Source organism: Bacteroidia bacterium (assembly GCA_033391075.1).
Taxonomy (GTDB): Bacteria; Bacteroidota; Bacteroidia; order J057; family J057; genus JAWPMV01.
Genome location: JAWPMV010000001.1, coordinates 1,347,435 through 1,369,118, shown reverse-complemented (window position 1 = coordinate 1,369,118; position 21,684 = coordinate 1,347,435). Strand labels below are relative to the sequence as shown.

Annotated in this window: 17 protein-coding genes; 9 read left to right on the top strand and 8 right to left on the bottom strand. The window is 43.5% G+C overall.

The window, feature by feature from the left end:
• The first annotated feature begins 167 nt into the window (after positions 1-167).
• From R8P61_05370 to R8P61_05340, 7 genes are read left to right on the top strand one after another with little or no spacing between them, the layout of a single operon-like run.
• Positions 168-1,289: a glycosyltransferase gene (locus tag R8P61_05370; protein ID MDW3646465.1), complete on the top strand. Its 1,122-nt coding sequence runs from the start codon at positions 168-170 to the stop codon at positions 1,287-1,289.
• Positions 1,286-2,557 (top strand): O-antigen ligase family protein, encoded by a 1,272-nt coding sequence (locus tag R8P61_05365; GenBank protein ID MDW3646464.1) that lies wholly within the window; start codon positions 1,286-1,288, stop codon positions 2,555-2,557. Before R8P61_05370 ends, R8P61_05365 begins: the two co-directional genes overlap by 4 nt.
• On the top strand, positions 2,532-3,782 hold the full coding sequence (locus R8P61_05360; GenBank protein MDW3646463.1) for a hypothetical protein: 1,251 nt from the start codon (positions 2,532-2,534) through the stop codon (positions 3,780-3,782). The genes R8P61_05365 and R8P61_05360 overlap by 26 nt, the downstream gene beginning before the upstream one ends.
• A gap of 16 nt (positions 3,783-3,798) precedes the next feature.
• On the top strand, positions 3,799-5,121 hold the full coding sequence (locus R8P61_05355) for a hypothetical protein (GenBank protein ID MDW3646462.1): 1,323 nt from the start codon (positions 3,799-3,801) through the stop codon (positions 5,119-5,121).
• On the top strand, positions 5,114-5,842 hold the full coding sequence (locus tag R8P61_05350) for an acyltransferase (protein MDW3646461.1): 729 nt from the start codon (positions 5,114-5,116) through the stop codon (positions 5,840-5,842). The genes R8P61_05355 and R8P61_05350 overlap by 8 nt, the downstream gene beginning before the upstream one ends.
• A gap of 8 nt (positions 5,843-5,850) precedes the next feature.
• Positions 5,851-7,107, top strand: coding sequence for a glycosyltransferase family 4 protein (locus R8P61_05345; GenBank protein ID MDW3646460.1), 1,257 nt, complete (start codon positions 5,851-5,853; stop codon positions 7,105-7,107).
• A gap of 11 nt (positions 7,108-7,118) precedes the next feature.
• A complete protein-coding gene (locus R8P61_05340) occupies positions 7,119-8,210 on the top strand; it encodes a glycosyltransferase family 4 protein (GenBank protein ID MDW3646459.1) in 1,092 nt (363 codons plus the stop codon).
• Here the strand turns inward: R8P61_05340 and hutF are convergent, their stop codons facing one another.
• Genes hutF through hutH form a run of 5 tightly spaced genes read right to left on the bottom strand, consistent with a single transcriptional unit; the run spans position 8,211 to position 14,867 of the window.
• Positions 8,211-9,584: a formimidoylglutamate deiminase gene (gene hutF, locus R8P61_05335; GenBank protein MDW3646458.1), complete on the bottom strand. Its 1,374-nt coding sequence runs from the start codon at positions 9,582-9,584 to the stop codon at positions 8,211-8,213.
• Positions 9,585-9,590: 6 nt separating this feature from the next.
• Positions 9,591-10,400 (bottom strand): N-formylglutamate amidohydrolase, encoded by an 810-nt coding sequence (locus tag R8P61_05330; protein ID MDW3646457.1) that lies wholly within the window; start codon positions 10,398-10,400, stop codon positions 9,591-9,593.
• A 27-nt stretch (positions 10,401-10,427) separates the two neighbouring features.
• Entirely contained in the window at positions 10,428-11,660 is a 1,233-nt protein-coding gene (gene hutI / locus R8P61_05325; protein ID MDW3646456.1) for an imidazolonepropionase, read from the bottom strand.
• Positions 11,661-11,662: 2 nt separating this feature from the next.
• On the bottom strand, positions 11,663-13,333 hold the full coding sequence (gene hutU / locus R8P61_05320) for a urocanate hydratase (GenBank protein ID MDW3646455.1): 1,671 nt from the start codon (positions 13,331-13,333) through the stop codon (positions 11,663-11,665).
• Positions 13,311-14,867, bottom strand: coding sequence for a histidine ammonia-lyase (gene hutH, locus R8P61_05315; GenBank protein MDW3646454.1), 1,557 nt, complete (start codon positions 14,865-14,867; stop codon positions 13,311-13,313). Before hutH ends, hutU begins: the two co-directional genes overlap by 23 nt.
• Before the next feature lie 91 nt (positions 14,868-14,958).
• Between hutH and R8P61_05310 the strand changes: the two genes are divergently transcribed.
• Positions 14,959-15,837, top strand: a complete 879-nt coding sequence (locus tag R8P61_05310) for a LysR family transcriptional regulator (protein ID MDW3646453.1) — start codon at positions 14,959-14,961, stop codon at positions 15,835-15,837.
• Positions 15,838-15,945: 108 nt separating this feature from the next.
• On the opposite strand, the gene R8P61_05305 is transcribed toward R8P61_05310, so the two are convergent.
• On the bottom strand, positions 15,946-16,731 hold the full coding sequence (locus tag R8P61_05305) for a TerC family protein (protein MDW3646452.1): 786 nt from the start codon (positions 16,729-16,731) through the stop codon (positions 15,946-15,948).
• Positions 16,732-16,801: 70 nt separating this feature from the next.
• On the opposite strand from R8P61_05305, the gene R8P61_05300 reads away from it, so the two are divergent.
• Positions 16,802-17,125, top strand: a complete 324-nt coding sequence (locus R8P61_05300; GenBank protein MDW3646451.1) for a MazG nucleotide pyrophosphohydrolase domain-containing protein — start codon at positions 16,802-16,804, stop codon at positions 17,123-17,125.
• A gap of 75 nt (positions 17,126-17,200) precedes the next feature.
• On the opposite strand, the gene R8P61_05295 is transcribed toward R8P61_05300, so the two are convergent.
• Both R8P61_05295 and R8P61_05290 read right to left on the bottom strand, forming a co-directional pair.
• A complete protein-coding gene (locus R8P61_05295) occupies positions 17,201-19,504 on the bottom strand; it encodes a hypothetical protein (protein MDW3646450.1) in 2,304 nt (767 codons plus the stop codon).
• Between the two features lie 90 nt (positions 19,505-19,594).
• Complete coding sequence (locus R8P61_05290) at positions 19,595-21,574, bottom strand: carboxy terminal-processing peptidase (protein MDW3646449.1); 1,980 nt, start codon at positions 21,572-21,574, stop codon at positions 19,595-19,597.
• Positions 21,575-21,684 lie beyond the last annotated feature (110 nt).

Here is a 21,684-nt window from a genome sequence, read left to right as displayed (position 1 = left end):
AAAATATAGCAAAAAAGCTCTGGCAAATTGTCAGGGCTTTTTTGTTTTTATGCCGCTAAAGGGAGCTTACTTACAACTGAAATACAGGGAATTTTACAATATTTTATATGTTGGAATTTAATATTTATGGATTTTTAAAAACCTGCTGATATTAAGAAATTTCCCATGTGAAAATTATCCATGTCATATTGGGGAAAGCCCGTATTGATCGCATGAATGGGATCAATAAAGTGGCTCATAATCTGGCCTTGCAGCAATTGAAAAGCGGACATGATGTAGAAATATGGGGTATCACCCCCAGTCCGGGAGAGAGACCTCCGGACAGGCCTTACATCCTCCGACTCTTTCAAGCCAATAAAAATAAATTCAGGCTGGATGAGGAATTGGTTCGCTATCTCGAAGCCATGGAGGCATCTTCCTCTCACTTCCACATTCATGGGAGTTTTATCACGGAGTTTTACTGGCTCTCAAGACTTCTGTTGAAGAAGTCTATTCCCTATACCTATTGTCCTCATGGATCACTCAGTCCGGGTGCTTTACAGAAAAGTGCCTGGAGAAAGCGCATCTATTTCCGCTTTTTTGAATCTCGCATTATCAAAAATGCTCAAGCCGTGCAGTTTCTGGGACAAACCCAGTATGACTATATCGACAAACTAATTAAGCTAGACAATAAAGTACTAATCCCCAATGGACAGAATCTAGAGGAACTGGATTTTCAAGCGGAAGCAAGAAAACAGTTTGCTTATCCGATTTTCAGCTACTGCGGACGTTTGGATCGAAGACATAAGGGTCTGGATATTCTGATTGAAGGATTTACCCGTTACCGGGAGGGAGGAGGCAAAGGTAAGCTTTGGCTGATAGGTGATGGAAAAGATATGAACTCACTCAAGGCTCAGGCTCAGATGTTGGGGGTAAGAAAACTCATCAAATTCTGGGGACCCTGGTTTGGAGAAGAAAAATTGAGACTCCTTTATCAAAGTGATGCATTTATCCATACTTCCCGCTATGAAGGTCTTCCAACCAGCGTGCTGGAAGCAGCTGGAATCGGATTGCCAGTCATCCTGAGTACACCTACAAATCTGGGAGCATTTTTCGCAGATCGAAAAGCCGGGATCCATATAGAGGTCAATGATGCAGACGCTGTTGCAGCTGCACTCAAGGAAGCTGAGGATTTGAAGAGCCTTTCCCGCCTAAAGCAAATGGGAAAGACTGCAAGAACCATAATCGAAGATGAATTTAACTGGGAAAATATAGCCAACCAGGTCTTGAAAAAGGCCTATAAAATATGAGTCAAAAAGTAGCTAAAACGGGACAAGCGATAGCAGTATTGCTAATCGTTCTGATGATCCTCCGGATCAACAGCTACTTCATGATCTCAGAAAACGCAACTATCACACGGGTTTTTAAGACAGGATTGAGATGCCTTCTGACAGGTACATCTATCCTCCTGGTCATGCTTTGGAACGACCCTAAAAGACCGACCCGCTTTGTTTATAAAAATATCCTTGCCCTCTTTTTCTATCTCATGTATCTTTTTATTGGATTTGCATCCATTCTCTGGTCGTCGGATCAGGCATGGTCAGCTTTGCAGATCGCCATGGATATTGAGTGCATAGTATTTGTGATATGGTATTGGAAAGCCTTTCTGATTTTCAATGAACAACCTAGATGGACACATACCATTACCCTGGATTATATCCTGTGGGTTTCAATTGTGTGGGTAGCCATCAGTTTTTTGATTGGCGCCATCGTCAATCCCGATCTCTTTTTTCGGGGTACGCATGGAGGGGAAGTTCAAAGATTGGGGGGTTGGATCATCAATCCCAATGAAATGGGCATGTTGATGACCGTAGGGGCAGGCATGCTATATACCAATATCGTCCGCACGAATATCAGCATTTGGAAAGTTCTGGGATGGCTTATGATTGTGTTGGCTCTGGTCCTGACCCAATCACGATCATCTATGATTAGTTTCTTCCTGACGACGATGTACTTCGTCATGTCTTCGGGCAAGGCAAAATTGATCATACCCACCCTGGTAACCGGGGCATTGGTAGCACCCATTGTATTCTTTAAAATATTTGTAAAAGAAGGTGATGTAGGAGAAGTAATGAGTATGACGGGCAGGATTCCTTTTTGGGGAGATTTGCTGACCTATGGATTTACGGAAAAGCCTCTATTCGGCTTTGGATTTATGCGGATTCACCATTTCCACAATTTCCCCAGCATCCATTCTTATCCAGGCTCCATGACACATAATACCTTTTTGCAGGTATTACTCAATCTGGGTATTGCAGGAGCTCTGGCAACCTTTTTCAATATGGTCTTTGTATTCAAGGCCTGGTTCAGAGAAAAGAAAAGCATTATAAAACATACAGGTGTAGGCATTTTTATCGGGATTTTCATCAATTCGCTCACAGAGTTCGGGATCTTTGGAGATGCGAATTATGGGATCATGTGGTGGTTATTCATCATCATGGTCTATGTGATCTCGGCAGAAGCGCCCAAACCAGAAAGATATACCCCCATTTATGGAAAACAAGCACTTAGAAACTGAAGCAGCTTTGGTTCGCAAGATCCTGGGTTATGGCTCTAATACTCCTTTAGACTCCAATCATTCTGTACTGGTCGAAGATTGGGAACACTCCTGGAAAAGCAGTGAAGGGGATCAGCAAGCCTACAATTTCAGTTATATTCTGAATCCTACGGGAACAATCCGATGGTTTTTCCCATCAGATACCCAATATCCCGCATATCTTTCTCTCTACAATTCTGCACACCTGAAAGCTCGGGTGTATAAATTGTGTACCCATGCCGCTTTTTCCCTGAATCTTCAAAAGAAGTTGTTTAGCGGGAGTTTTAGTATTAAAACCAGCAAGCTTCCTTTTCAGGATTTGCTAAAAACCCTGGACGCAGAAACCTATGCTGTTTTTACCGGCACCGTCGGAGAAAACCGAAAGAGTGTAGCGGCCATTTACCGAAATAAGTCTGTTTCCCATTTTGTCAAGCTATCCCATTCTGATAAAGCGAAAGAAATTCTATCAAATGAGGAGAAAATGCTCAAATACCTGAGTGATCTTCCTTTCTTTAGGCTGGATCATCCCCGGGTTCATCCGGACTCCAAAGAGGGCTGCCTTATCCTCAGCAATATAAAACCGACTCCTGCACGCGAAGTAGCGCGACTGGAAGACATGCACATCGAAGTTCTCAGTGAGATTTACAAATTTACCGCCAAGGAAGAGATTATGGCTTCTTCCACCTTTTACAGAGAGATACATGAGAACTTAAGCAGGATTTGTACCCGGGAAGTGCTTGATCCTGCCATCAACAATCCGGTCCTGAATCGGATCATTGATAATTTGATCAAGCTCACCAAAAGCCTGAGTCCTGCGAAGTTTTTCCAGACCTCTCTCGCGCATGGCGACTTCACTCCCTGGAATATGTACCTCTCTGACAACTATGTACACCTCTATGATTGGGAATTGTCGCGGAAGGGCTTGCCTTTGTTTTTCGACCTCTACCACTATATGTATCAGTCAGGCGTCCTCTTACTTCGCCAGAATTATGATCAGATTTTAAGGGAAATCAGTCGCAGCTTTCGCTTGCCCCACAGCAAACGACTCTGCAAGCAATATGGCCTGGATCTCCAGTACTACCACAAGCTTTACCTCTTATACATCATTAGCTATTACCTCCGCATTTATATGGATGAAGAATCTGTTCACATGCAGGTACACTGGCTAATGGATATTTGGGATCAGGCCTTGCAACACACCCATTGAGGAAAACAAAAGAATTATGCAGACAATCAAGTTAGGAAAGCGTCAGGAATTTATACAGGAACTTTTTAAAGGAAGCAGGAAGCTGAGATATGCTTACCTCAAATATTTTTATCCTACTCAGTATCACATACCCGAAAAAAGTGATATTGACCTGATCATCGACAAAAAGGAGATCCGGGAATGGAAAAGATTGATCCAGGACTCAAATTATGTGAAACGGGTGCGGTTTCGGGAGAAATCATTTGCGCTCTACGCAGAGATATTCTTTGAGGATGGGAGTTTTCTGGAAATGGATTTGATTCATGCCTGTAAATGGAAATTCAATGTCTTTCTTCAAACAGAGGAAATTCTGGAATTCAGCAATTTGAACCTGGAAGGAATCAAAATTGCCAGTTTGCAGCATTCTTTCGCCTATCTAAGCCTCTTTTATACGCTCAATTCCTCTGAGATTCCGCAGAAGTATATCGACTTTTATCATCAATTGGACGGACAGAAAAAAGCAGAAGTCAGGCAGTACATTCAGACCAAATACCAATTGGAGGAGTTGGGAGATAATATCTTTGATTTGCTGCCCCATCGCAAAAAGCTCATTGCCAGAATTCAAAATTTTTCCGACAACCAGGGATGGACCGGTTTATTGTTGAAGGCCTCCAGTTTCAGAGATAGACTAAAAGATCCCGGCATGGTGATCACCTTTAGTGGAGTTGATGGAGCCGGTAAATCAACCATTCTGGAAGAAACCCGCAAAATCCTCGCAGAAAAATATCGCAAGGAAATTGTGTTGCTAAGGCAAAGGCCCTCTATTTTGCCAATTCTCAGTTCCTATAAATATGGGAAACAGGAGGCAGAGCAAAAGGCTGCCAATACTTTACCCAGAACAGGGACCAATAAGAGCAAGATTTCTTCTTTTGTTCGTTTCATGTACTATTACTGCGATTATGTGCTGGGTCAATTTTATGTTTACCTCAAGCATAGTCTCAAAGGGCATATCATTCTCTATGATCGCTACTATTTCGATTATATCGTAGATAGCAAAAGAGCAAACATAGTCCTGCCACCGGCCTTTATCAAAGCCCTTTATCGCTTTGTCTTCAAGCCAGATCTCAATGTGTTACTTTATGCGGATCCTGAGCTTATTTTGGCCAGAAAGCAGGAATTGAGTGCGGAAGATATCCGCAAATTAACTACTGATTTTAAAGCCTTATTTGGCGAATTTGATAGGAAACACAAAGCATCCACCTACCTCTTACTCAATAATGTAGTGCTGGAAGAAAGCCTGGAAAGCATAGAAAATGCATACCTGGAAATTGCTGGGGAAGAATCAGAAAAGCATGATTAAGAAAATACTGATAAGCTTTGCTCGAAGGAAAAATCCGGATTTTGTCCTGGATGATGGGGTAAGAGATCATATCATTCTTTCCCTCGCTTTCCAAAGACTCATCTGTTTTATACGCTCATTTAAACTCCTTTTCAGGGGGAAAATTCCTTCTTTGCTTTTTTTAGGCAGAGGGGTTCGGTTTTTCAATCTCCGAAATATGAAATTCGGTAAATTTGTCCAGATACATGAAGGAGCATACCTAAGTGCATTAGGCAAGGAAGCCCTGGAACTGGGGAATAATGTAAACATTGGAGCATATAGCCGACTGGTTATTTCCCAAACATTTCATGAGCTTGGAGCCTTTATAAGAATAGGTGATAATGTGGGTCTGGGCGATTTTGCGCATTTAGGAGGAGCTGGCGGATTGGAGATTGGCCAGGATTGTATCATAGGAGCTTACCTGAGTTGCCATCCCGAAAACCATAAATATGATATCCCTGAGTTACCTATCCGACTTCAGGGAGTCAGTAGAAAGGGGATAAAGATTGGAAGAAATTGCTGGATTGGGGCGAAAGTTACCGTCCTAGATGGCGTGAGTATCGGAGATAATTGTATTGTAGCCGCCGGAGCAGTAGTTACCAAATCATTCCCCGCCAATACAATCATTGGGGGAGTACCTGCGAAAGTTATCAAGCAGATTCATCTCCCCAAAGTTGAACTAAAGGACCTTCAACCTGCTTAATAGCATTTATGCGAACGATCCTCATTACAGCATATGCAATAAATCCCTACAAAGGCTCCGAAGATGGAACTGGCTGGAATTGGGTAAAAGAACTGGCCAAATACAACCAGGTCATTGTTATTACCCGCGAGAATAACCTGCCGCATATTGAGCGTTACCTGGAAGAGCAGGAATTGAGTCAGGAATCCAATATGAGATTCTTTGGATACGACCTTCCCAAGTATCAAAGGTTTTGGAAACGAGGTTCATTTGGGGCCCTCCCCTATTTCTACCTGTGGCAAAGGACAGTTCCCAATTTCGTCCGGGAAATGGACCTTGATTTCGATATCGCCCACAACCTAAATTTCCATAATGACTGGATTCCCAACTTTCTTTGGAAACTGGGCATGCCAACGGTTTGGGGGCCAATTGGTCATCATACCAAGATTCGCAAAGACTACATTCTTCCCCACTATGGAGTTGTAGAATACCTGAAAGATCGCATCAGATGGTGGATCAAATTAGCCTTCTGGGTGCTGAGTCCTAATCTTAAGAAGGGAATCGAAGCATCAGAAGTTATTTTGGCTGTAAACCATGATGTAAAAAACCGCATACCAGGGAATAGCAAACGCATCATCCATATGCCGGCAATAGGTGCTCCCTGGCAAGAGGCAGATGAGAAAGAAGAACATCCTGTATTGGAACTATTATCAATCGGTCGCTTTGTTCCTTTAAAGGCTTTTGATCTCACAATCAGATCTTTTGCAAAATTTTACCATGAACTTAATCCTCTCCGCAAAGATGGGGTCCGCCTTACAATCGTCGGCAAAGGTCCCTATAAAAATTACCTGATTCGCCTGGCGAAAGAATTGAAGGTATCAGAACAAATCCGATTCATTGATTGGATAGAGAAGCATAAACTGGAGGAGATATACAAGAAGAGCGATATTTTTCTTTTTCCTTCCCATGAAGGTGCCGGTATGGTCGTACCAGAAGCCTTTGTGCATAGCATCCCTGTCATATGTCTGGACAATTCGGGTCCCGGCGAATCCATAGATGAAAATTCAGGAATCAAGGTTCCTTTTATCGACTATGAAGAAAGCCTGGATTTACTGGCACATGCCATACATCGTCTGGCAGCGGATCCAGCTTACCGAAAGGTTCTCTCAAAAGGAGCAAGAAACAGATTTGAGAGCTGGTTTGCCTGGGAAGCTAAAGGGAAAATGGTGAATGAGATTTACAGAAAAATTCTCAAACAGGAAAAGATTATTGATTATACCCATTAATCAGGAAACACATGAACAGGAAGCGGATCGTTATTGCTCATTTGTACAATAATTTCACCGGGAGTCCGAAGGTTCTGGCAGATGTGGTAAACGCGCTGAGTTCCGCAGGAATAGAAGTGGATCTTTTTACCAACAAAGGCCCTGGATTTTTAGATGGCCTCAGAGGTATCAATCGCTTTCATGCCTGGTATAAATGGCATCCCAATAAATACATTCGCCTCATCCATTTCAGCCTCAGTCAAGTATTTTTATTTTTCAGTTTATTGAGATACTGGCGAAAGGATGTATGCATTTATGCCAATACAATTTTGCCTTTTGGAGCAGGCTTGGCGGGATGGCTTATGGGGAAAAAAGTGATTTATCATGTGCATGAGACTGAATTTCAGCCTCCTTTATTTACGAAACTACTCCTGACTGTAATACGATTGAGTGCCAACAAACTGATCTTTGTATCAAAATATTTACAGGAATACCATGATTTCCCACACATTCCCCAAGAGGTAGTTTATAATGCTTTACCCAGGGAATTTATGGAAATGATTAAAGAATATGCGCCCCAGGAAAAGCAGCAAGGATCAACAGATACATTTGAGGTATTGATGATGTGTTCCTTGAAAAAGGCAAAAGGAATTTTTGAGTATATCGAATTAGCCAAAAAGCTCCCTGAAATTCATTTCACGCTCATTATCAGCCAGAAAAAGCAACAAATCCTGCAGTTTTTGGGAGAAACCTCTATCCCTCAAAATCTAAGTCTGGAGGAGGTTAAAGAAAACGTTCATCCGTATTATGCTAAAACCGATCTCCTCTTAAGCCTATCTCATCCAATTGAATGGCCGGAAACTTTCGGTATGACCTTGCTGGAAGGCATGAGTTATGGGATTCCTTCTATCGTTCCTCCTGTAGGTGCGCCTTTAGAAATCATCCGGGAAGGACAAGATGGATTTCACCTCGATATGCGAGAATTAGAAAAGATAGAAGCCAAGATTCAGGAGTTAAAACATAGCCCGGAGATTATGCAAAGCCTATCTCAAATGGCCAGTCAGAGAGCCAAAGATTTCAGCATCGAAGTATTCCAGGAACAAATTCTGAGAGCGATCGCCTGATCAGCGATTTCCCAGTGCCTTTATCGCCTTAGCAAAATCTTTGGTAATTGAGGAATGATCAATATGCTTCCCATCACGTACCTTCCATTCGCCATTCAGTAGCGTACCTTTATGCATAGAGGCATCAGAGGTATAAACAATGCTTGAGGTCAGGTTTTCGAGGCTACTACTAGCAATGAGGGGAGCATCAGGATCAATGAGCAATGCATCCAGGGCCTCCCCTACTTCAAAGAAATCTTCCACTTCCTTTCCCATAGCTTTTTTCCCGGCAAAGAAAGCCATCTCAAGGGCTTTTTCTCCATTGTCCCCTGCTTCTGTACCAATAAAACTATTGCGATTATGGCTATGTATTCTTTGTCCGTAATCCAGGATGCGAAGTTCTTCAAATGGATTTAGCCCAATATGACTATCCGTGCCAATACTCCATTTCCCCCCATGTTCCTGAAAGCTATGTAAAGGAAAAAGTCCATCTCCCAGATTGCCTTCGGTACTCGGACAAAGAACCACATGGGCACCACTTTCTCCCAGGGCTCGAGACTCATCACGACTCATATGCGTCGAATGCACCAAATGAAAATTGGGACCAAGATTCAGGTTATCGAGTATCCATTCTACCGGGCGAGCTTTTAGGGTCTGTATACATTCCTTGATCTCTTGCTTCTGCTCTGCTATGTGCATATGCAGGGGAAATTCAGGCTGGCGTACCTGACAGAGCATTTTCAGGTCTGAAGTAGCAACCGCCCTCATAGAATGCGCCGCGTATCCAACCCTGGCATGTTGATAATTCCTGCTTGCAGACCGGCTTTCATCAAATAATTTGAGATAAGCTTCAAGGTCCTGACTCAGAAATCGCCTTTGCCGTTCATTGGCAGCTTTCCCAAAACCTCCATAGCGGTAGAAAACGGGAATCAAGCTAATTTTTATTCCTGTTTTTTGAGCTGCGGCCAGTAGCCTTTCGCCCATTTCAGCCAGATTTCCATAGGGCTTCCCATCTTTGTCATGATGGAGGTAATGAAATTCTGCAACTTCTGTATAGCCCTGCCGCAACATCTCAGCATATAACATAGAAGCGATTGCTTCCATTTGATCCGGGTTCATACTCAGGGCCAGCTGATACATGGCTTCCCTCCATGACCAGAAATCATCTGCCATAGCTGAAGCTTTATGCCTTTCCGCCAAACCTGCCATTGCATACTGAAAGGCATGCGAATGGGCATTCTGGAAGCCCGGCAATGCATAGGCATCTACCGATTCAAAATCAGAAACTCTTTTCTGGCCAATCTCTTGTATGATTCCCTGATCATCCACCTGAACATAGGCAGATTCCAACCAGCCATTTTTCGTCAGTAATCCCTTAAACTTATAAGTCTTCATTTCGAATTAAAGGCTTTTGAGTAACTGAGAAAGTGATAATAGGGTGTTTTTAAGCAGGGGTTTTAGTTTTCCTGCCCTTTCTTCATGATACAAAATTTCTGCATCATCCATGTAGAGGGTTTTGATCATTTCCAGTTGTAAGGCATGAATCCCATTTTCAGGATCGCCTTTGCTCCGGGTAATATAGCCTCCTTTGAACGGATGATTATGCGTCAATTCATGCCCAAGAGATCCCAACTCCCGTAAGGCCAGATCGATGAGTTTTCCATCCGCACTTTTCCTGTCATTATTTCCCAGGATGAGTTGGGGGAATTTTTCCTGCTGGATGGACTTCACATAGGCTCGGATAGAGTGTGCATCCCAGAGTAAAACATGAGTATGTTCTTTGCGCCAGCCTTGGAGAATTTCGCTGATTTTTTTGTGATAGGGGAAATAATAGGCATCCTTTCGTCTATTTAACTCTTCCTCATCTGGCTCCAGCTCCGTGCTTTTGTATATCGCATTTCCCTTAAAATCTACCCTTGGACAAAGACCTGTGATCATTCGACCGTCTTTGTATAATGAGACATTTTGGGGATCACGATTGAGGTCAATCAACCAACGAGAGTAGCGAGCCTGAATGATGGTAATACCTATTTCTGAGGCAAAATCATACAGTTGATCCAGGTAGAAATCAGTATCATCCGGAATTGCAGCCAGTTCCTCCACATAGTGATTTCGGACTTCCTCCGGAAATTCTGTTCCCAGATGAGGGATGCTCAACAAAACGGGAACAAAAGAAGACTTCGGCTCAATAATCTGAAAAACCTCTGACATAGATATGAATCATTTAAGGGAACAGGATCAGCACAATTTACCGGCTTTCCAAACCATATTTGGTTTTAGGGAGCCTTGATGGTAGAGGATTTCCCGATGATCTGACACGGGGAAGGCGACTATATCTGCCCGCATCCCCCCTAACAATCTTCCTCTATCTTCCAGACCCAAAGCTGCCGCTGCCCTGAAAGTCAATGCAGAAAGGGTTTCTGCTGTACTGAGTTTCTCATAGGTACCTAAAACAGCCGCCTGGGTCAATAGGTTTCCCATAGGCGCCGAACCAGGATTCCAGTCAGATGCAATTGCCAGAGAAGCTCCACCATCCAGGAGTTTTCTGGCTGGCCCAAAGGGTTCTCCCAATCCCATCGAGGCTCCGGGCAGGACTACAGCAACGGTATTGCTTTTCGCCAGTATTTCTACCTCCTTTTCTCCGCTTGCTTCCAGGTGATCTGCACTCCTGGCTTCCACCTCTACAGCAATTTTGCTTCCTCCTGAATGAAATTGGTCTGCGTGTACTGTTAAATCGAAACCCTGAGCTTTTGCATTCAGCAAAAAATCTTTAGACATCCCCACCTCAAAGGCTGTATCCTCAATAAATATATCTACTCGATTTGTGAGCTTGCGATTTTTCAATTCAGGTAAAATATCCGATAGGATATAAGCAAGATAGGCTTCTTTTTCCCCATCAAAATCTTTGGGACAGATATGAGCAGCCAGACAAGTGGGGATCAGCTCGGCTTCTGTTTCCAAATTCGCCTCCCGAATGGCTTCCAGCATCTTAAGTTCTTGTTCCAGATTCAATCCGTATCCACTTTTCACCTCTATCGTGGTGATTCCGTCTTTCAGATGTCGGGCAGCTCGGTTTTTTATTCCGCTAATCAAGTCTGCTTTTGAAGCATTACGGGTTTGTTGTACACTGTCCCAGATTCCGCCTCCACTTCTGGCGATTTCCAGATAGGATTTACCCGCATTTCTCATAGCGTAGTCCCTGGCTCTACTTCCCCCAAAACAAATGTGGGTATGAGCATCCACAAAGCCAGGCAAGGCTACCATTGGGCTATCCAAATGACTTATCCTTACATTTTGGGTATTGGCTTCTATTCTTAAGTCATGGAAAGGTCCTGTCTTCAGAACCCTTCCATCTTTAACCCATACCCCTGCCTCCTTTTGGATCAAGAGTTCCTCATCGCTGATGGCACCTTTGAGACCGAGACCTTCAAAGCTCAGCAATTCAGCGAAGGGACCTATAAGTATTTCCATAATTAAATGCCTAAATCAAATTGATCGGAGGTATTCTGAGCGATTTCGTAGCCAGCGTCGGCATGTCGAAAGATTCCCAGAGCTGGGTCATTGTGGAGGACACGTTTGATACATTTTTCAGCCCTTTCCGTTCCATCAGCCAATATCACCATACCTGCATGCTGGGAGAATCCCATTCCAACTCCTCCTCCATGGTGAAAGGAAATCCAGGTGGCTCCTCCCGATGCATTGGACATGAGGTTGAGTAAAGGCCAGTCTGATACGGCATCACTTCCATCTTTCATGGCTTCTGTCTCCCGATTAGGAGAAGCAACAGAACCACAATCCAAATGATCTCGACCAATCACAATCGGAGCTTTCACTTTGCCCGTTCTTACAAGTTCATTGAAGATCAAACCAGCTTTTTCTCTTTCTCCCATCCCTAACCAGCAAATCCGACAAGGCAAACCCTGAAAAGCTACTTTTTCGCGAGCTTCCTTGAGCCAGTTAATCATGTGGTGGTTTTCGGGAAAAGCGGCGATCAAGGCATCATCCGTAACACGAATATCTTCGGGATCCCCCGATAAGGCTGCCCATCGGAAAGGGCCTTTTCCTTCGCAAAATAAGGGTCGAATATACTCCGGGACAAAGCCCTTGAAATCAAATGCATTTTTCTCTCCACCCTGAACAGCAAATTCGCGTAGATTGTTACCATAATCGAAAACAATGCTGCCTCTTTTCTTCATCTCCAACATGAAACTCACATGACGCGCCATGCTCTTGAGGCTTTTTTCCTGATAGGTTTCCGGATCATCTGATCTCAGGCGTTCTGCCTCTTTCAGGCTCATTCCATGAGGCACATATCCATGCAAGGGATCATGGGCGGAGGTTTGATCCGTGAGAATATCGGGAGTAATCCCGTCAGCGATCAATTTTTCCAAGACATCTCCAATATCTCCTACCAAACCTACAGACAGGTTTTCTCCTTTTTCTTTCGCTTCCAGCACCCATTTTACAGCTTCTTCATAGTCATGGGTCATTTTATCGATATAGCGCGTATCTATGCGTTTCTGGATGCGTTCTGGATCGACATCTACTCCCAGGAATGTCGCACCAGCCAGGGTTGCAGCCAAAGGTTGAGCGCCCCCCATTCCTCCTAGTCCTCCCGTCACTAACAAACGATGCCTGAGGTCTCCATTGAAATGCTTTTGTCCACAGGCAACGAAGGTTTCATAGGTTCCCTGAAGGATCCCCTGCGTACCGATATAAATCCAGCTTCCCGCAGTCATCTGTCCGTACATCATCAGGCCCTTTTCCTTGAGGTCTTCGAAATGCTCCCAGTTTGCCCAGGCCGGAACCAGATTACTATTAGCAATCAATACTCGGGGAGCTTCCGGATGTGTCCTTACGATACCCACGGGCTTACCAGATTGTACCAGCAAACTGTGATCATTGTCCAGCTCTAGCAAGCATTTGATAATCTGAAGAGCGGCCTCAGGATTCCTGGCTGCTTGCCCGGTTCCTCCATAAACCACCAACTTACTCGGGTCCTCGGCTACTTCATGGTCCAGGTTATTCAGGAACATGCGTAAGGCTGCTTCTGTCTGCCAGGATTTGGCATGAAGTTGAGGGCCTTGTGGTGATTTATAATTGGGGTGATTGGCGTAGGTATCAATGAATTCGGAATAAGTCATCCGTTTCTGATCTGTGGATATATTCATGGGATATTTTGATTAAAGATTGATCTTTGATGAGTTGTATAGCTGCTTCGATATCACCTGTATAGACTTTATCTTCTTCGCTATGGTCAATTTTGCCTCGCACAAAAGAATGAACCTCTTCTAGCACCGGACTGGACTTTCTGGGTCTCTGGTAATCGACTGCTTGTGCTGCCAGGAGCAATTCTATAGCTAGTATTTTCTCTACATTTTCGAGGACTTGCAAAGTCTTACGTCCACTGATCGATCCCATACTGACATGATCTTCCTGTCCCAAAGAGGTGGGTACACTATCTGCACTGGCTGGAAAGCAAAGAGATTTATTTTCGCTCACCAAAGCAGCAGAAGTATATTGGTGAATCATAAAACCGGAATTGGAGCCGGTATTCTTCATCAATAGTTTGGGAACAGGAGGATATACACCTGTCAAAGAAAGATAGCTTCTTCTGTCGGAAATATTGCCTAGTTCAGCTGCTGCGAGGCATGCATAGTCCAAGGGCAAAGCCAAAGGTTGTCCGTGGAAATTCCCTCCACTGATGCTGTGCCCATCCTCAAAGATGAGGGGATTGTCTGTTACAGAATTCATTTCGACCTCCAGCATCTCATTGAGGTGTATATAAGCATTGCGAGAGGCTCCGTGAACCTGTGGCATGCAACGAAGAGAATAAGGGTCCTGGACCCTATCACAATCAGCATGCGAATCCAGAATTTCAGAGCCCTGGAGATAAAATGAAATTCTCTGAGCGACATGGAGGCTTCCCTTATAGGGCCTAAGTTCGTGAAGCTCCGGAGAAAAAGGTTTCCCAGAGCCCTGCAATCCTTCCAGCATCATGGCACCAATGAGATCAGCATGTTCCAAACAGCTCCTGAATTTCTCATGCACCATGACTGCATGCGCAGCTATAAATTGAGTTCCATTTATCAAGGCCAGGCCTTCCTTTGGACCCAGTTCGATTTTCTCTAGCTTAAATTTTTGCAAGAGGTCCGAACTCTTATAGAGCTCTCCTTTCCACCAAAGCTTTCCCAAACCAATCAAAGGCAAAAACAGATGGGCCAAAGGTGCCAAATCACCTGAGGCTCCCACTGAACCCTGACTTGGAACCCAGGGAGAAATTTCTTCATCAATCATCCACAGAATTCGCTTCATGGTTTCCATCCGAATTCCTGAATGCCCTTTAGCCAATGCATGAACTTTAAGAATCAGCATGAGTCGGGAGATATCGGGAGAAATGGGCGTTCCTACCCCAACTGCATGGCTTTTGAGTAATTTTTCCTGTAGCGCTCTGGTTTCTTCTGAGGAAACCGCAACCGTACAAAGCGGGCCGAAACCGGTATTGATGCCATAGACAGCGTCTTCCCCTTCAGCGATATCATGCACGATTTTACTACAATTCTGAATAGAGGTCCGGACAGGCTCAGAAAGCTGTCCCCGGATACGTCCATTCAAGAGGCTCAGGCCAAGTTCAACAGTTAAATGGTCTTCACCATAATGAAAAGCATTCTTTTCCATTTAGAATCTGAGATAAACGGGTGATCGATTTTATAAAATTATTCGTATCATTGATACTTACCAAGACCATTTAAGTCAACAACTAATAACCATGGGTTATCAATATGAATTGAGACATCTCAGGTACTTTTTGACGGTAGCAGAAGAATTACATTTTAGAAAGGCAGCAGAGCGTCTCTTCATTTCTCAGCCGGGATTAAGTCGCCAGGTACGGCAATTGGAGGAAGTCCTGGGGGTACAACTTTTTGAACGAAATCAACGCAAGGTTAAGTTGACTGCGGCGGGGCGGTATTTCCAGCAGGAAGCTAATTTGATCTTTGACAGACTTGAGAGCATAGAGGCCCAGCTAAAGCGTATCGAAATAGGAGAAGAAGGGGAATTGCGCATCGGCTTTGTAGGTTCGGCTATGCAGAATGTAATCCCTGACTTATTGCTAAAACTAAATAATACCTTCCCTAAAATAGGTAGCGTCCTGGAGGAATTGTCTGTACATATTCAATTGGAGCAAGTGCTGCGGGAAAAACTGGACATTGGATTTGTCCGCATTGATAAGGTCCCGGAAGAGTTGGAAAAGAAGTTGATCTTTGTCGATAGTTTTTCAGTCGTATTACCGGAGACTCATCCTCTGGAAGAGACTGGCTTCCACAATATGAAACAGCTGCAATCCGAGAATTTCATTTTCTTTTCTACCGATTACAGCAATTATTACTACAAGAAAATCCTGAGTATCTGTGAAGACCAGGGCTTTACACCTAAAAGCACACATAAATCCATCCACGCCAATACCATCTTCAAATTGGTCGAAAGCAAAATGGGAATAGCCATTGTCCCGACTTCTCTTCAACACGGTTTTGACTTCAAGGTGAAGTTTTTGCGCATACCCGATATCCCTCAGAAAGCTGAGTTGTCTGTGATTTGGAAAAAGGACAATCCCAATCCCGTATTGAGGAGTTTTTTGGGGATGTTGTAAATAGTTGGGCAGGTCTTAGTGTGTTCTGTTGTTCTCGTATTCTGGGGTTCCGGATGATTTAGCCCGAAACATGAATACAAGAACACGAGAACACTTGAACACTCTATTTTAGCTCAAAGGCTTTTTTGCTGCCTGTTGGGCGGTAAGTTTTCTTTGATATCGGCCCTGCACCACATCTGTAATAACCAGAATGACCAGAACGAAATAGAAAGTTGTCTTACTCATAGCTGTAATCTCGTTTCCAAAGATTTTGATATGAGCCAGGTGACCGCCTTCAGAGGTAAGCATAATGCCTACGAGGAAGAGAATAAAGAGGCCCAATACCTCGTACATTTTGTTCTTTTGGAGAAAGGAAGAGATTCTATCCGCTAACCAGATCATCATAAGTCCACCCAAAACAATTGCTGTGGCCATTACCCAAAATACATCAGTAAGCGCCATGGCACTCAGGATAGAATCAAAGGAAAAAACCAGGTTCATAACAATGATCATAAAGATCACCTGGCCCACAGATTTGCTTTTCTTTGCCGCATGTTCGGCATGATCCTCCAATGAGATCATATGCCAGATTTCTTTCATCGCTGTATAAATGATGAAACCTCCTCCCAGCAAAACAATCAGGCTGTGAATATTGAAGCTCCCTTCAAACCAGCCATCATGAAATTCGAGGATGGGATCCTGGAAATACTGAATAACAGATAGCAGGATAAACAGGAGAACAATTCGCAGAACAATTGCCAGTCCGATTCCCACTTTGCGAACATAAGCCTGTTTTTCAGGTGGTGCATTTTTAGACTCGAGTGAAATGTAGAGTAGATTGTCGAAACCCAAAACCATTTGCAGCAGCAGTAGCATTGCCAGGGTCATCAGGTCTCCAAAAATAGATGTTTCCATTTGTTTCTTTTATTTCCACAAAAAAAGTAAATATTTTCGATTTCCCTTCAAGACTCCCAAAGGAAATCCTATGGCACAAATTCCGACATCTCCCAGTCTCCCACAATTGCAAGCGTATCAGGCAGAAATTTGTAAAGAACGCGGATGGGACAGCAGCAATGATCTGGAAACCTTTCTTCTCTTCACAGAAGAGATCGGAGAATTAGCGAAAGCCATCCGAAAACGAAAAAAACTCTTTTTGGAAGAGGGAAAATCCCATAAGAAGGATGGAATAGAAGGGGAAATGGCGGATGTACTGAGCTATCTGCTGGAACTAGCCAATCGCTTTGAGATAGACCTGGAGCAGGCCTATCGGGATAAAGAAGAGCTAAATGCAGGGAGGGAGTGGGGCTGAACATGTGTTCTGGTGTTCTGGTGTTCTGGGGAAAAAAACGAAAACACATGAACAACAAAGCACCTGCGCACTTCCCTACTCCCAAATCTCATTCTTCCCATAATACTCTTTCAGCACCTGAGCCGCCATTTTGCCGGCCGGAGAGAAGCTTTGTGGCGAGCGATTGCCATAATTCATATAGGAGGGCCATTTCCACCAGATCATGCCTCTCTGCCAATCCTCGTCCCGCATGGCTTCAAGAACTACCTGATAACATCGGGCCTGGTCTTCTTCCAGGGCCTTATCATCTTTGGCTTCAGCATGAGGTTCTTTCCATGCCTCGGGAATACTTCGGAAACCGACTTCTGTAAATACGAGGGGTTTGCCATGTTTCTTGCTGATTTTTGACAGCTTTTTCATGGTTTTCTTAAACCCTTCTTTCAGGTCTTCATCACTGGCCCAGGTCTTATCGCTTAGGGGATAGTAACAATCGACTCCCAGGAAATCGAGTTCAGCTGATAGCTCTGGAGATAGTTTTTCAATCTCTTCCCCCCAGTTTGCGGCATAGGTGATTTTTCCGGAGAAAATCTTTTTCAAATCTCTAGCCAATTGTGCCCAGGCTTTGGGTTGCTGTGTGCTAGCTTTGACAAATTCGACCCCAATACAAAGCAGATCGAATTCATGTATCTCTGCCAGAAGTGCATAATGCAGAATCCAGGTCCGATAGTAACTAAAGAACTGATCCCAGTCCTCCTGATTTTGCATTTCCAGATCCCCCGGCCAAGATCTCCCAAACCAGATTTGAGGCTTCATCATGGTCTTGATGCCCAAATTCTGTGCGGCCCGACTGGCATAAACGACTGAGATATCATTTTCTCCTCCTGATCCCCTGCTGAATCGAACAGGATTGGGTTTATTGGTTTCTCTTAATCCTGAATATGGTACAATGGAAATGGTATTCACATTATGGGCTTTGATTTCTTCCAGAGATTTTCTTGCCAAAGTTGATCCATAGCCGTTGTAAACAGCATAGCCTTCATGGGCAAAAGTCATCCCTTTCAGATAAGGCGGAAGTTCTATTTCCCTTTGCTCATCGGTGATGCTATTGGAAAGATCGCTGAGGTAGTTGATCCATTTTTTATTCAGGTTTTTTAATTCCTTTTTTGCCGGGCTCCAACTGGTGTAATTTTCCAGAAAAATCTCTTTGCCCCATTCTTCCAGAAGAAATTCAACCAAGGTGGCAGAAAGTGCTCCCTGCGTAATGAGGGATGCATATTCATTGCTATGGTTCGCCAAAAGCTCATCGATATTCTGCCAGTCGCCGGAACGGAAGAGTTTGGCAGTCCAATAACGATGTCCTTTCCGTTGCCAGTCTTCAGAGAAATATACAGCCAGGCCCCTTTGCAGAACGGGATTGGCTTCCCCTCCAGTAATTTCCCTCAGAATCCAAAGATACTGAGACTCTTTGCTTAAGCCGGGAAAATATTCATGGGCGAGAATGTGAACATCATTTTTATCCAAATCCTGATAACAGGCTTTCATTTCTCCCTTCATCATTCCCATGATTTCAGGGCTTCCATACAGATTGAGGGAGATTTTATCTAACTCCTTCTCTGTATCCCAAAAGCTCTTAACTATTTCTATTTCGTCCAGAACCTTCTTTCCTATCCTCTCTAACTCTTCTTGCTCAAGACCTGTTGAATGTTCATAAATCTCGATACCTGCGGATTCAAATCGTGGGTGAGGCTGAGGGTCAAAATACCAACTCAGTTCTGTATCCACTTTCCAATCTTCATCAAAATCCCCCATCGCAATTCGCTTTCCGTCCTCATAAACCTGATAAGGTAAAGAGCCCCAAATTCTAAATCTTCGGCCTGAAGTCAATCGATCCAGCAAATTCAATACAGCTTGCTCAGAATTCCCGGAAACAACCGTTATAGGTGTCCATTGACTATCTGGATTTGGGAAAAAACTAAGTTGGTAGGCTTGCTCCTTTTCTTCAAAGTTTTGCCCGTTAATATAGAAACTGCTATCACTTTGCTGAAAAGGCAAGAAGGGATTTAGTCTTGCCAGGAGACTATTTGATGCAGGAGTTCCTATGAGAAAACCAGGAATTTCTTTCCATTGTTCCATGGCATATTCCTGATCGGATTGGATCATTATCTCAAGGGGCCTCCTACCACCTCCCATCCTTTCTTTTAGAGAGTTGGCTAATTGACGATACTTTTCCGTTTCCTTTTCTGCTCCGCTTCCATATACGATCAGTAAACTTCGATGCTTGTTGAAGCTTTCGTACATATCTGCCTTGCCCGGCTTTTGGTCCCCGGTTTTTGGTGTCCCCTGAAGCATACAGGATTGAGACAGAAAAGCTAGTATGAATATAAGTAGCAGGCGTTGCATTGGGTTAACAGCTGTATTGATTGATACCAAAATATAGCAAAAAGAGCTGGCTCATTAAAGCCAGCTCTTTTCTTTTATCTAATTAACTGATCATTTCATGCTTTTGATGATCTGAACAGCTTCATATACATAAGGATCTTTGCCCAGGTCTTTTTGCCATTTTTCCATACGGGCAAGACGGCCTTCGTCTTCTGAGGCAGCATCCAGATCAATCTGGAGAAGAGATACATCGAAACCATCGATATCTTTGGAAATATCTTTGTATTTCTCTGATTCTTCATTGAGTCTTTTGCGCTGTGCACGATAAGCTTCAAGGCTCAAGGGATAGTCTTCAGATTCCTGGCGACGCTTGAGGCGCTCTGCATTTTGTTGAATCAATTGGAAAGTAGGATTTGAAGCTATCCTTCCTTCGCTTTTGCTTTTGATCTGAGATAGATTGCCGAAAGCATTTCTTTCTATTGCAAAAGGAACTGCTTCTATTTCATCCCAGGCCATAGAGTGCTCATTTTCTCTTTCACCAATATCCAGCAAGCTATACTCATCCGGAAGCTGAATATCTGGTACAACTCCTCTCAATTGGGTAGCACCACCATTGATGCGGTAAAATTTCTGAGTTGTCATTTTCAGATCACCTAAAGGTTTGATTTCATACGAACCTCTGATCAGGTCATCCAAATCAACAAATCTTTGAACGGTACCTTTACCATAAGTGGTGGTTCCAACAACGATTCCTCTTTTATAGTCCTGGATGGCAGCGGCCATGATTTCAGATGCTGAAGCACTGAATTCATTTACCAAAACCACCAATTTACCTTCGTATTGTACCTGTGGGTCGCGGTCTCTCAGGATGTAAGGCTTACCTTCACGAGATTTTACCTGAACGATAGGCCCTTCTTCGATAAAGAGTCCAGCCATTTCGACTACATCAGCCAAAGAACCACCTCCATTATTTCTCAGATCGAGGATGATTCCATCTACCTTTTGCTCTTTTAGTTTTGCGATCTCGGCTGAAACATCCGTAGCAGCGCGACGACCATAGCGGTCATTCAGATCGAAATAGAATTTGGGAAGATGAATGTATCCTACACTCTTTTTATTGTTATCTGCTTTAAGGATGGCTGATTTTGCGTAGGTCTCATCGATGATGATCACGTCTCTGATCAAAGGAATAGTAATCACATTTCCGTCCAGCTTTTGTACGGTCAGGCGAACTTCTGTTCCTTTTTTCCCACGAATCAATTGGATGGCATCATCCAGATTCATGCTTACTACATCAATCGGTTCTTCTTCTCCCTGTCCAACTTTTAGGATTTTGTCATTTACTTCCAAATCTCCCTGAAGGAAAGAAGGACTACCATGTACAATGCGTACAACTTTTATCATCCCATCCTCTTCATTCAGCTGGGCTCCGATTCCTTCCAGTTTACCTGAAATACGGATATCAAAGGCTTGCTTGTCTTTGGGAGGAAGGTATTCTGTATGCGGATCATAGGTAGTCGTGATCGCATTGATATAATCAGCTCTTTTATCTTTGAGGGTTTCCTGCTCCATGCGTTTGAACCACTCATTGTGAGATTTCAAAACTCTTGCACGAGCATTTTCTTCCAAAAGTTCCATGGGTTTAATCTCCATGGCTTCTTCTCCACTATCCTTTTGCTTCTTTTTTTCCTGCTTATTCATATCGGTAACCAGGCGGGAAAGGGTTTGGAGTTTAAGGGATTTGCGCCAGCGCTCTTTCAGTTCTTCACCCGAAGAAGCATAAGGCATCTTTTCCGGATCTCCTTCCAGACTTTCTTCTATATTAAAGTCGAAAGGTTCTTCCAGTATTTCTTGATAGAATGCTTTGGTCTCTTCTCTTCTCTTTTCAAATAGAGAAACAGAAAGATCAAACAACTGGAAAGTTTCTGATTCCAGTTCGTCATCGACTTTATATGTAAACTGTCTCAACTGTTCTACATCGGAAGCCATCAGGAATCTTTTGGAAGGATCAAGCGACTCCAGGTAGTGATTAAATACCTTTTCGGAGAACTCATCATTGATATCCTGAGGTTGATAATGGAAGCGACTCATGCTTCGCTTGATAGTTTTTAAGAGAGCTTTCGATTTTTCCTCGCCACCTTCATAAATAGTGTAAGAACTAAAAACTAATAGTGCCGCTAAGATGGAACTAAAACCAAGAA

Bases quoted from the DNA above. Each gene is read 5' to 3' on its own strand.
- R8P61_05340 (MDW3646459.1), top strand. From the start codon at position 7,119: ATGAACAGGAAGCGGATCGTTATTGCTCATTTGTACAATAATTTCACC.
- R8P61_05295 (MDW3646450.1), bottom strand. From the start codon at position 19,504: ATGCAACGCCTGCTACTTATATTCATACTAGCTTTTCTGTCTCAATCC.
- hutI (MDW3646456.1), bottom strand. From the start codon at position 11,660: ATGGAAATACTTATAGGTCCCTTCGCTGAATTGCTGAGCTTTGAAGGT.
- R8P61_05310 (MDW3646453.1), top strand. From the start codon at position 14,959: ATGGGTTATCAATATGAATTGAGACATCTCAGGTACTTTTTGACGGTA.
- hutU (MDW3646455.1), bottom strand. From the start codon at position 13,333: ATGACTTATTCCGAATTCATTGATACCTACGCCAATCACCCCAATTAT.
- R8P61_05350 (MDW3646461.1), top strand. From the start codon at position 5,114: ATGATTAAGAAAATACTGATAAGCTTTGCTCGAAGGAAAAATCCGGAT.
- R8P61_05355 (MDW3646462.1), top strand. From the start codon at position 3,799: ATGCAGACAATCAAGTTAGGAAAGCGTCAGGAATTTATACAGGAACTT.
- R8P61_05360 (MDW3646463.1), top strand. From the start codon at position 2,532: ATGGAAAACAAGCACTTAGAAACTGAAGCAGCTTTGGTTCGCAAGATC.
- R8P61_05300 (MDW3646451.1), top strand. From the start codon at position 16,802: ATGGCACAAATTCCGACATCTCCCAGTCTCCCACAATTGCAAGCGTAT.
- hutF (MDW3646458.1), bottom strand. From the start codon at position 9,584: ATGAAGACTTATAAGTTTAAGGGATTACTGACGAAAAATGGCTGGTTG.
- R8P61_05290 (MDW3646449.1), bottom strand. From the start codon at position 21,574: ATGAGTCGCTTCCATTATCAACCTCAGGATATCAATGATGAGTTCTCC.
- hutH (MDW3646454.1), bottom strand. From the start codon at position 14,867: ATGGAAAAGAATGCTTTTCATTATGGTGAAGACCATTTAACTGTTGAA.
- R8P61_05305 (MDW3646452.1), bottom strand. From the start codon at position 16,731: ATGGAAACATCTATTTTTGGAGACCTGATGACCCTGGCAATGCTACTG.
- R8P61_05330 (MDW3646457.1), bottom strand. From the start codon at position 10,400: ATGTCAGAGGTTTTTCAGATTATTGAGCCGAAGTCTTCTTTTGTTCCC.
- R8P61_05345 (MDW3646460.1), top strand. From the start codon at position 5,851: ATGCGAACGATCCTCATTACAGCATATGCAATAAATCCCTACAAAGGC.
- R8P61_05365 (MDW3646464.1), top strand. From the start codon at position 1,286: ATGAGTCAAAAAGTAGCTAAAACGGGACAAGCGATAGCAGTATTGCTA.